Raw genomic sequence first — 10,001 nt, 5'->3', positions numbered from 1 at the left:
GGCCGTGGTCCTGGCGGCCGCCGCGACCGCGGCGGCCGGGCCCGTCCCGTTCGTCGCGTTCGTCGCTCCGCAGATCGCGTGGCGGGCGCTGGCGGCGCAGGGGCCACCGCCGCTCGGTGCAGGCCTCGTGGGGGCGTGCGTGGTGCTCGCCGCCGACCTCGGAGCGCGCTCGCTGCCCGTGGACCTGCCGGTGGGAGTGGTGACCTCGGCGGTCGGTGCGCCGTTCCTGCTGTGGCTGCTGCTGCGCGAGAGCAGGGAGGTCCGCTGAGCACCTTGCTCAGGGCAGGTCGAGCACGGGGCGCCCGGTGATGCCGTGCCGGGCGAGGAGCGCGGTCCCGTCGGCCAGCCGGACGCTCCCGAGCGCGACGGGGCCGCGGGCCGAGCGGAGTGCGACGGCCGCAAGGTAGGTCCCGCCTCCGCCCCTGCCCTTGCCCTTGCCCTTGCCCTTGCCCGCCGACGGTGACGTCCCGGACCGCCGAGGGTGTCGCTCCCGACGGCCGAGGGTGACGTCCTGGCCGGCCGAGGGCGACGGCCACGCCGCGGGGAGCTCGAGGTCCCGGACGGCGAGCCGGTCGGGAGCCGGGAGGAGCCCTCCGCTGTGCACGACGTGGGCCGGCCGGTCCGCACGGGACAGGAGGAGGTCGTCGCGCGGGGCGAGGAGCCCCGTGCCGACCGCCTTGAGCACGGCCTCGCGGCGGACCCACGACCGGGTGAACGACTCGGCGTCCCATCCGTCGGCCGGGCGCTCGTCCGCGGGGACGGCGTCGAGCAGGTCGGCGAGATGGGCGCGCGCAGGGGCCGTGGACTCGACATCCACGCCGACGTCCACGCCCGCTTCCGGAACCGCCGAGGCAGCGGCCCCGGGCAGCGGCGGACCCGCCGGATCGACGACGGCGACGAGCACCCAGGATTCGGCGTGCGCGATCGAGAACGACGGCCCCTGGGCGACGTACGGTCGGCCGGGTGCCGCGCCCTCCCGGGCCCCGAGCCGGATGTCGACGTCCTCGGGAGCCTGGTGCAGCCGCTCCCCGAGGACGGCCCGGGTCAGGAGCCGTCCCGTGACGAACCGGTCGAGATCGACCGGCCGACGGAATCTCGAGGCCTTGACCGCCTCGTCGGCCGACAGCCAGGCCACCTGGCCCGGCAGGCAGGGGGCCGGCGGCGCGCACCAGATCGTGACGCTCGCGGTCAGGAGGGACGTCGGCACACCTGTCACCCTAGGTCGTCGGGGTGGGGTCACCCCACCCTGCTCACCGAGTCCTGGGTGAGCCGGAGCAGCGCACCGTGGTAGCCGATCAGTCCCTCGTTCGTGGTGCTCTCGCCGGTCCACAGCACGTCACCCGTCGCCAGGTCGTATCCCGTGCTCCGGGGCGCCCCGTCGGAGCCGTAGGCGAGGACGACCACCTGGGAGCCGTCGGTCACCGCACCGGACGGGTAGACCGAGTCCACTCCGGGCACGGTCCACAGCCTGCGGCCCGTGCTCGGGTCGAGCGCGGTCACGCCGTTCGCACCGTCGTCGACGACCATGACGGCGCCCGTGTGCACGAACAACGTGCTCGCGTACGTCGAGACCTCCCAGAGCTCCTCGCCCTCGGGCGTGAACGCTGCCAGGCCGCTCAGGGTGTCGACGAAGACCGTGCTCTCGCCGGTCCCGTCGGTGGCGGACGGGCGGAGGATCTGCCCGGTGACCTCCCACGACGGTGAGCCCGTGCGGTCGAGCACGGTCGTGCGCGTCGTCGTCTGGTCGAACCTGGCCGCGGTCGTCGCCGTCAAGGGCTCGACCTGGTCGTCCGGGGAGGCCGGGTCGTCCAGGCGGTCACCGCCCGCGTCGAACGACGCGCTGACGCCGCAACCGTCGACCTGGACCACGTATCCGGTCGTCCAGGCGGTCACCTGGTCGGGCATCAGCACGGGCTCGGTCCCGTCGCCGCGCCCTTGACACTCCCAGGCCTCGTCCGGTGCGACGAACTGGACCCGGTTCTCCCAGAGCACGTCTCCCGAGAGCGCGTCCTGCAGGGTCACGACGACGCCGCGTCCGCCGGGCACGTCGACGAAGGTCGGGGACCCGTTCTCGCTCCAGACCTCGCGCGGGCCGACCGGCGGACCGACGGGTCCGTCGCGGCGGACCGTCACGACCGTGCTGCCGGGCCCGACGGCGTAGCCCGACGCCGCGTCGACCGCGCCGATGTCCCTGCTCCCCGTGGCCCGCCCGTCCGGGTCGAGGGCCGTGACCGTCATGACCTCCGGGGTGCCGGACAGGCACAGGAGGGGGTCGTCGTCCACGGCGAACGGCTGCCAGAAGCTGCTCCGACCGCAGATCGCCTGGGGGCCGACCGTCGCCTCCCACACGTCCTGCCCGGTCAGGACGTCGACCGCGGTCACGGTCTCGTCGGTACCGCTCGCGTCTCGGTGGAGGAGCATCCCGCCCCAGGGCGTCCAGACCTGGTCGGCCAGGTCTCTCGACCAGATCTCCTGCGGCGGTCCCGTGAAGGGCAGCACTGCGCCCTCGCTCACGACGAGGCGCTCCTGGGTGCGCCGCTCCTCGATCTGGCCGCCGACCGCGAGCCCGCCGGGCACGAGGGCCAGGACACCGGCAGCAGCGGCCCACGGCCACCAGCGCTTCCTGCCCGGCGCCGCGCCCCCGGCCCCGGGGGCTGCGGCGCCCAGGGCGTCACGGGAGCCGCCGACACCGGACGCACCGCCCGCGGCGACGACCGACACGTCCGACCCGGCAGCCTCCGCGCTCTCGGTCCGGCCTGCGGGCACCGAGAGATCGTCGTCCAGGTCCTCGACGACCTCGAACGACACCGTACGCGAGGCGGCGGACGGTCGACGGCGCGGCATGGAGCGGAGCCTAGCGGCCCCGGCGGCGCGCGGCGAGAGCCGCCGGGAGCCCGTCGGCGAAGCGACAACCCGTCAGCGCAGGAACAACCTCGAGGCCTGCGCCTCGGCGTCCGCGTACGTCTGGGCGGCGGAGCCCAGCGCGGTCGTGATCGAGTCGAGCGCGGTCTCGACGTGCACCTGCGCGCCCTGCCACTCGGCCATGACGCCCGCGAACGCCGTGGCAGCGCCGCCCTGCCAGCTCGCCTGGAGGTCCTGGAGGTTGCGCATCATGGCCCCGACCTCGGCACGGATGGCCGTGACCGACCCTCCGACCGCGGCGCTCGCCTGTGCGACCCGTGCGCTGTCGACCTCGTACCTGCTCATGCCGTCCTGCCTCTCACCGAGCCTGCGGGGCACCGGTCGGCGCCCTGCCCCGGCGCGCGGTGCGCGACCGGGTGAGCAGGACGCTAGGGCCGAGCGGCGCCGTCGGGCAGGGGAGAACCCGTGCGCTGTGGGCGCGGCGTCAGGACGCGTGCCTGTGCACGGCTCGTCACCGGGAGGCAGCGCGGCAGCGCGGCCGACCACTCAGAACGACTCAGGACGGCGAGGGCGCGACGAGCGCCGGCGGGGCCGACGCGTCGAGCTTCTTCTGCTCCTTGCGCAGGCGCTGCAGCTCGGCGTCCAGGTTCTGCCGTGCGGGCTCCTCCCACGCGGCACCGAGCGGGCTCGAGAACAGGCTGCGACGGTCGAGCAGCTTGGTGATGATCGCGGTGCGCGCCCGCAGGTAGTCGGCGAGCGGGATGTGCGCGTACTCGTCGCGCACGTCCTTGAGGTACTCCTTGTACCGCTGGGGCTCGGCTGCGAGCATCGCGAGGTCCGCGTCGCACAGCACGGCGCAGTCGAAGTCCGCGGGGTCCGGCGCGTGACGCACGAGGGCGTTGACGAGGAACGCGACGCGGCGGCACGCCTTCTCCGGGACGCCCAGCCCCGACAGCTGCTCGAACGCGAGCGCGGCGCTCGCGCTCTCGTCCTCGCCGCCCTTGTTGGCGTACGCGGCCTTGCGGGCCGCGTCGAAGATCGCACCGTGGTACCAGGCCGCGAGGCGGACCACGTCGGCGTCGTGCGTCTCCTCCGCGAGCTCGTCGACCCGTCCCAGGACGTCGGCGAGGTGGCGCAGGTTGTGGAAGTGCCGGTCGGGCTGGTTCCAGCGCTCGAGGAGTCCTTCGCCGACGGCGAGGATCTCCTCGGTGGGGGCTGTGGCCCCGGCGCCCTTGCAGCTACGGGTCCAGGAGGTGAGCAACCACTGCGGTGCGTCAGAGGTGGTGACGCCCATGAGATCAGCCTTCTTCGATGCGGGAACAGGATGCGTCGTCGAGCGCAGATGCTCCTCCGAGCCTACGTCCGATCCGTCGACGACCCGCCATCGTAGCCCTGTGTCGGGAGTTCCACACGAACCGTGAGGCCACCGCCCTGCGTGGGGGCCACGGAGATGTGCCCGTGGTGCGCCCCGACGATGGCCGCGACGATCGCCATGCCCAGCCCGGAGCCCCCCGAGGCACGGTTGCGGGAGGAGTCCGCGCGGTAGAACCGCTCGAACACGTGGGCCGCCTGCTCGGGCGTGATGCCCGGTCCGTGGTCGCGGACCTCGAGGACCCCGACGGGTGCGTCGCCGCCGTCCCGGGCCTGCGTCCCGAGCGCGATCTCCACGGGGGTACCGGCCGGGGTGTGCTGCGACACGTTGCCGATGAGGTTGGCGAGCACCTGCCGCAGACGGTCCTCGTCGCCGATCACGGTGAGGTCCCGGGGCGCGTCCCCGGACGCGTCGCTCAGCCCCACGAGGCGCACCTCGCGCGTCGGGTCCAGGGCGTGCAGGTCGCCCGCGGAGTCGCGGGCCAGGGCCGCGAGGTTCACGGGCTCGTGACGGATGGGACGGCCCTCGTCGAGGCGGGCGAGCGCGAGGAGGTCGTTGACGAGCGTGCCCATGCGGGACGCGGAGTCCTCGATCCGGCGCATCGTGTCGTCCATCTGCTCGGGCGTCGTCAGCGCGCCCATGCGGTAGAGCTCGCCGTAGCCGCGCACGGTCGCGAGCGGGGTCCGCAGCTCGTGGCTCGCGTCCGAGACGAATCGTCGCATCCGGGCCTCCGAGGCCTCCGAGGCCGCGAACGCCCGCTCGATGTGGTTGAGCATCGTGTTGAGCGAGGCGGCGAGCGACCCGACCTCGGTCGTCGGCGGAGCCGGCCGGATGCGCCGCGTCAGGTCGCCACCGGCGATGTCGGCGGCGGCCTCCTCGATCTCGCGCAGCGGCTTGAGGGCACGCTGGACGGCGACGAACGCGATCGCGCCGCCGACGAGCGAGATCGCGAGGGCGCTGATCGCGAGGGTCCACCCGAGGAACCTGACGGTGTCGTGGATCCCGGCCAGCGGCAGGGCGACGAAAGCGGTCGAGCCGTCGGCGTTGACGAGCGGCATGACGCGCCACTGCGTGGGGTCGGTCGGGACGAGGAGCCCGCTCCGCTGGGGCGGCACCGTGAACGGGCCGTCGATGCGCTTGACCTCGTCGAGTGACAGCGCGGGGATGTCGGGCAGCCCGTACTTCAGCGCGGTCCTCGCGAAGTAGCGCGGCCAGGTCACCCCGTTCGACCACCGGTAGAGGATGTAGTAGTCGCTGGGAAGCCCGGTCGGGTTCTGGCTGAACTGGCTGTCCGGGTCGGCCGCGACGTCCACAGAGGTCGCCTTGAGCTGGTCGTCGACCTGCCGGACGAGGTAGTTCGACACGAACACGCTGGTCGCGACCGCCGCGACCCCCAGCCCGGCGGCGAGCAGCAGCATGATGATCGCGACGAGCCGCGTGCGCAGCGGGATGCGAGCGAACCAGCCCCAGTCCTTCGTGGGCACGGGCCTGCCGTACGGGCGGGGCTCGGCGGGCGGCGGCACGGGCGGCAGGTCCTGCGTGCTCGGCAGGTGCTGCTCGGTCGCGGCGCCGTCGGCCTGGGTGCCCGACGGCGCAGCCTGCGCCCCAGGACGCGCCGCACCCGGGGCGGGGCGCGCCGCGGAGGGGCGCGACGTCGTCGGGCCGGGTGGTGGCGGGACGGGGGGCAGCGCGCCCTGGGCGCCCTGCGCTCCGGCCGGGCCGCCGGGCGACGAGGACGGGGGCGTGCTCATGACCGGCGGGTGCTCCCGGACTCCGGGGGAGTGCGCAGCAGGTACCCGACGCCGCGCTTGGTGTGGATGAGCGGCTGGACGGGCTCCTCGGTGCCGTCCGGGCCGGTCACCGTGAGGTTGTCGATCTTGCGACGCAGGTACGAGATGTAGGACTCGACGATGTTGGCGTCCCCGCCCCAGTCGTACTGCCAGACGTGGTCGAGGATCTGCGCCTTCGACAGCACGCGGCCCGCGTTGAGCATGAGGTAGCGCAGGAGCTTGAACTCGGTGGGGGACAGGTCCACGACCTGGCCCGCCCGGCGGACCTCGTGCGAGTCCTCGTCGAGCTCGAGGTCCGCGAAGCGCAGCACCGCGGTGTCCTCGGGCTCGGCGTGCGTGCGCCGCAGCACCGCGCGGATGCGGGCCACGACCTCCTCGAGGCTGAACGGCTTCGTCACGTAGTCGTCCCCGCCGACCGTGAGGCCCGTGACCTTGTCCTGCGTGTCGTCGCGCGCCGTGAGGAACAGCACGGGCGTGTGCTGGCCCGTGGCGCGCATGCGACGCGTCACGGTGAACCCGTCCATGTCCGGGAGCATGACGTCGAGCACCACGAGGTCCGGCTCGACCTCGCGCACGAGCTTGAGCGCGCTCGTGCCGTCCGCGGCCGCGTACACCTCGAAGCCCGCGAATCGCAGGGACGTGGACAGCAGCTCGCGGATGTTGGGCTCGTCGTCGACCACGACCAGCCGCGCCTCGGGTTCGCTCATGGTTCCAGTGTGCGACCGAACCCTGGGAGTCGCCTGGGCGGCAGCGGTGCGGTGCCGCAGGCCGCGCCGTGACGCGTGGTGCGCGGCCCGTGTCGGCGGACGATGGTTGCATGGGCCTGCACGCACCGGGCCCGGGCCGTGCGCGGACGACCAGGACGAGGACCAGGATGCGCATCACCGACCACGACCGCAGGGCGCGACTCGTCGCGCACCAGCTCGACCTCGGGGCGACCGGGCCGCAGCCCGTGACCACGGTCGAGGGCGTCGTCGACCGGCTCGTCGCCCTCCACGCGACGGACGCCCCCAGCGTCTACCTCTCGGTCCTCGCGCGGGTCCCCGGGCTACGCGTCGAGGACGTGCAGGCCGCCCTGTACGAGCGGCGCTCCCTCGTGCGTGTCCTCGCGATGCGCCGGACCCTGTTCGTCGTGGCGCGCGACCTGGTGCCCGTGGTCCACGCGGGGGCGAGCGACGCCGTCGGGCGACGGCTGCGGGCCCGGCTCCTCAAGGAGCTCGCGACGATCCCCACCGACCCGCCCGTCGAGGACGCCGAACGTTTCCTCGCAGGGGCCGAGGAGCAGGTCCACGACGCCCTCGCACAGCACGGGCCCCTCACGGGCGCACAGCTCTCGGCGCGGGCCCCCGTGCTGCGGACCGCGTTCCTGCCGACCACGACCAAGTCGTGGGACGTGCGGCGCTCGCTGACGTCCCCGCTGCTGTCGCTGCTGTCCGCGGAGGGGCGGATCGTCCGGGGCGAACCGACCGGCGGGTGGTCCTCCAACCGCTTCCTGTGGCGCCCCGTCGAGGACTGGCTGCCGGGCGGTGTCCCCGAGCTCGACGAGGCCGAGGCCCGGGTGCGGCTCGCGTCCGCATGGCTCGAGTCCTTCGGCCCCGCGACCGTCGCGGACCTCCAGTGGTGGACCGGCTGGAACCTGGGGCAGGCCCGGGCCGCGCTCGCCGCGCTCGACGTGCGCGAGGTCGAGCTCGACGGGCTGGGTGCAGGCGTCGCACTGCGGTCGACGGACCTGGCGCCCGCCCAGGGCGCCGCCGCCGGTCACGTGGCGCTGCTGCCCTCGCTCGACCCCACGGCCATGGGCTGGAAGCACCGCGACTGGTACCTCGGCCCGCACCGCGAGCAGCTCTTCGACACCGCGGGAAACATCGGTGCGACCGTCTGGTGGGAGGGTCGTATCGTCGGAGCCTGGGCGGTGCGGGCCGACGGTTCGCCCGCGGTGCGACTGCTCGAGGACGTCGGGTCGGACGGCGCCGCGGCCGTCGGTGCCGAGGCCGAGAGGATCACCGGGCTGCTCGACGGCGGCGGCGTGACGGCGTCGTTCCCCACGCCGCTGTACCGCGAGCTGCGGGGCTGAGCGCTCAGAGGTAGCGCAGCGGGTCGAACTCGTCGAGCGGGATGATCCGGACGCGAGGCAGGACCGTGGTGAACGCGCCCACGTTGTCCTCGAGGTCGTGGAAGCTCAGGCCGCGCGACGCGAGCTCCGAGAAGCGCGAGTTGACGAACTCGCGGAAGCACAGCAGCCCCACGCGGCGGTCGCCGTCCTCGAGGAGGTCCTCGACCTGCGGGATGAAGTCGCCGTCGTGGCTCGCGAGGAGCACGTCGCCGGGGCGGTCCTGGAGCGCCTCGAGGGTGCGCTGGATACCGATGTCGACGACCTTCTCGGAGCTCGACCCGGCCAGCGGGATGGGGCGGTAGCCCATCGCGAGCAGCGCCTGGACGAACGCCATGGGCATCTGGCCGGACGACGCGTTGAGGAAGAACAGGGGCGTGACGTCCTGGCCCCACAGGTTCGCCGCGAAGTCGACGATGCGGTCCCAGCGGGGGCGCTCCTCGGGGTTGGGTCGGTGGCCCAGGACGCTCATCCCGAGCGTCGCGTCGATGTTCTCCCCGTCGACGATCAGGTAGGTGCGGCGCCTGGCCTCACCCTGCGTGCTGACGAGGCCGTTCGACGTGCTGGAGTCCGACATGGGGTCCAGCCTATCCGCCGCGGTGGCACGGGCAGGCCGTCCCGGAGGGGCTGCGGCCCGGTCGGTGCGTCCCTGACACGGATCCCGCCGAGGCGTGGGCGCGGTTTGCATGTGAACCCCAGGTTGCGAGTACCTTTCAGCGGTGAACCTCCAGCTTCTCGACCCGGTCCGGATCACGGTCGTCCAGAACTCCCCGGACGTCACCCTGGACACCTTCGCGGACCGGCTCGGCCCCGACGTCCGCCTCGTGCGGCCCTTCGTGGGCGACGCGCTGCCGGACCTCGCCGACCTGGGGCACGGCCTCGTGGTCCTGGGCGGGCAGATGTCCGCCTACGACGACGAGGTAGCCCCCTGGCTCCCCGCGCTGCGCGAGCTCGTGAGCGCCGCGGTGCTCGCTGCGGTGCCGACGCTCGGCGTGTGCCTCGGCGCCCAGCTCCTCGCGGTCGCGGGCGGCGGTCACGTGCAGGTCGCGGCCCCTCCCGGGCGCGAGGTCGGTCTGACGCGGGTGTTCTGGAAGGCGGGCGCGGAGGCGGACCCGGTCCTCGGACCGTTGGCCCGCGCCGCGGCGGGGACGGGCAAGCGGGCCCGCTCGCTCACGCTCAGCATGCACGTCGACGCGATCATCGACCTGCCCGAGGGCGCCACCTGGCTCGGCATGTCCGACATGTACCCGTACCAGGCCTTCCGGCTCGGCTCGGCGCTGGGTGTGCAGTTCCACCCCGAGGCGACCCTCGACACGATCCGCCGGTGGGCCGCGGACCACGGCGACGTGGACACCGAGAACGTCCTCGCCGAGGCCGCGCCGTTCGAGGGGGAGGTCCTGGAGACGGGCCGCGTCCTCGCGGAGTCCTTCCTCGCCGTCGTGCACGACGACGTCGCTCGCCGGGGCGTGCGGGCGTAGGTCCTGCGTCGGGCTGCGTGTCCGCCGATCGCTGCCGGGCGGTCGGTGGCAGGGTGTCGGCATGATCCGACACACCGTCGCCTTCCGCCTGCGCCACCCCGAGGGGTCCGCCGCCGAGGCAGCCTTCCTGACCGACGCGCGCGTCCTGGCGCAGATCCCCGGCGTCGAGAGGTTCGAGCAGCTGCGCCAGACGAGCGCGAAGAACGCGTTCACGTTCGGCTTCTCGATGGAGTTCGCCGACGCCGACGCCTACGCGGCCTACGACGCGCACCCGGACCACCGGGCGTTCGTCGCCGACCGCTGGGTGCCCGAGGTCGAGGACTTCCTGGAGATCGACTACGAGCCGCTGCCGGCGGGCTGAGCGGCGCGCTCGACACGGCCTGCTGACA

The 10,001-nt window shown here is 73.9% G+C and carries 11 protein-coding genes; 4 read left to right on the top strand and 7 right to left on the bottom strand.

Annotated features, from left to right (window positions below; genetic code table 11):
- On the top strand, positions 1 to 268 hold a 268-nt coding region (locus ACFRCR_RS12865; protein ID WP_377678016.1), incomplete at its 5' end, for an iron chelate uptake ABC transporter family permease subunit.
- Positions 269 to 277: 9 nt separating this feature from the next.
- Here ACFRCR_RS12865 and ACFRCR_RS12860 read toward each other — a convergent pair.
- The 6 genes from ACFRCR_RS12860 to ACFRCR_RS12835 form a co-directional block, all read right to left on the bottom strand.
- On the bottom strand, positions 278 to 1,207 hold the full coding sequence (locus ACFRCR_RS12860) for a 4'-phosphopantetheinyl transferase family protein (protein WP_377678015.1): 930 nt from the start codon (positions 1,205 to 1,207) through the stop codon (positions 278 to 280).
- A gap of 29 nt (positions 1,208 to 1,236) precedes the next feature.
- Positions 1,237 to 2,844, bottom strand: a complete 1,608-nt coding sequence (locus tag ACFRCR_RS12855) for a PQQ-binding-like beta-propeller repeat protein (protein WP_377678014.1) — start codon at positions 2,842 to 2,844, stop codon at positions 1,237 to 1,239.
- A gap of 72 nt (positions 2,845 to 2,916) precedes the next feature.
- Positions 2,917 to 3,207: a WXG100 family type VII secretion target gene (locus ACFRCR_RS12850; protein WP_030144127.1), complete on the bottom strand. Its 291-nt coding sequence runs from the start codon at positions 3,205 to 3,207 to the stop codon at positions 2,917 to 2,919.
- A gap of 211 nt (positions 3,208 to 3,418) precedes the next feature.
- Positions 3,419 to 4,156, bottom strand: coding sequence for a hypothetical protein (locus ACFRCR_RS12845; protein WP_336707774.1), 738 nt, complete (start codon positions 4,154 to 4,156; stop codon positions 3,419 to 3,421).
- Positions 4,157 to 4,218: 62 nt separating this feature from the next.
- Positions 4,219 to 5,985, bottom strand: a complete 1,767-nt coding sequence (locus ACFRCR_RS12840; protein ID WP_377678012.1) for a sensor histidine kinase — start codon at positions 5,983 to 5,985, stop codon at positions 4,219 to 4,221.
- Complete coding sequence (locus ACFRCR_RS12835; protein WP_030144130.1) at positions 5,982 to 6,731, bottom strand: response regulator transcription factor; 750 nt, start codon at positions 6,729 to 6,731, stop codon at positions 5,982 to 5,984. The genes ACFRCR_RS12840 and ACFRCR_RS12835 overlap by 4 nt, the downstream gene beginning before the upstream one ends.
- Before the next feature lie 167 nt (positions 6,732 to 6,898).
- Here ACFRCR_RS12835 and ACFRCR_RS12830 point away from each other — a divergent pair, with 167 nt between their 5' ends.
- Positions 6,899 to 8,098, top strand: a complete 1,200-nt coding sequence (locus ACFRCR_RS12830) for a winged helix DNA-binding domain-containing protein (RefSeq protein WP_377678010.1) — start codon at positions 6,899 to 6,901, stop codon at positions 8,096 to 8,098.
- A 4-nt stretch (positions 8,099 to 8,102) separates the two neighbouring features.
- On the opposite strand, the gene ACFRCR_RS12825 is transcribed toward ACFRCR_RS12830, so the two are convergent.
- Positions 8,103 to 8,711: an NYN domain-containing protein gene (locus ACFRCR_RS12825; RefSeq protein ID WP_138822938.1), complete on the bottom strand. Its 609-nt coding sequence runs from the start codon at positions 8,709 to 8,711 to the stop codon at positions 8,103 to 8,105.
- 142 nt (positions 8,712 to 8,853) lie between these two features.
- Here ACFRCR_RS12825 and ACFRCR_RS12820 point away from each other — a divergent pair, with 142 nt between their 5' ends.
- Positions 8,854 to 9,612 (top strand): type 1 glutamine amidotransferase, encoded by a 759-nt coding sequence (locus ACFRCR_RS12820; RefSeq protein ID WP_377678009.1) that lies wholly within the window; start codon positions 8,854 to 8,856, stop codon positions 9,610 to 9,612.
- 61 nt (positions 9,613 to 9,673) lie between these two features.
- Positions 9,674 to 9,973 (top strand): Dabb family protein, encoded by a 300-nt coding sequence (locus tag ACFRCR_RS12815; protein WP_377678008.1) that lies wholly within the window; start codon positions 9,674 to 9,676, stop codon positions 9,971 to 9,973.
- The last annotated feature ends 28 nt before the right edge of the window (positions 9,974 to 10,001 follow it).

The organism is Oerskovia sp. NPDC056781, assembly GCF_042789955.1.
Taxonomy (GTDB): domain Bacteria; phylum Actinomycetota; class Actinomycetes; order Actinomycetales; family Cellulomonadaceae; genus Oerskovia; species Oerskovia rustica.
Note: the sequence above shows the minus strand (reverse complement) of the source record. Positions and strands in the feature narration are given on the sequence as shown.

Coding starts and splice junctions, on each gene's coding strand:
- ACFRCR_RS12815 (WP_377678008.1), top strand. CDS start 9,674: ATGATCCGACACACCGTCGCCTTCCGCCTGCGCCACCCCGAGGGGTCC.
- ACFRCR_RS12850 (WP_030144127.1), bottom strand. CDS start 3,207: ATGAGCAGGTACGAGGTCGACAGCGCACGGGTCGCACAGGCGAGCGCC.
- ACFRCR_RS12855 (WP_377678014.1), bottom strand. CDS start 2,844: ATGCCGCGCCGTCGACCGTCCGCCGCCTCGCGTACGGTGTCGTTCGAG.
- ACFRCR_RS12840 (WP_377678012.1), bottom strand. CDS start 5,985: ATGAGCACGCCCCCGTCCTCGTCGCCCGGCGGCCCGGCCGGAGCGCAG.
- ACFRCR_RS12835 (WP_030144130.1), bottom strand. CDS start 6,731: ATGAGCGAACCCGAGGCGCGGCTGGTCGTGGTCGACGACGAGCCCAAC.
- ACFRCR_RS12830 (WP_377678010.1), top strand. CDS start 6,899: ATGCGCATCACCGACCACGACCGCAGGGCGCGACTCGTCGCGCACCAG.
- ACFRCR_RS12845 (WP_336707774.1), bottom strand. CDS start 4,156: ATGGGCGTCACCACCTCTGACGCACCGCAGTGGTTGCTCACCTCCTGG.
- ACFRCR_RS12825 (WP_138822938.1), bottom strand. CDS start 8,711: ATGTCGGACTCCAGCACGTCGAACGGCCTCGTCAGCACGCAGGGTGAG.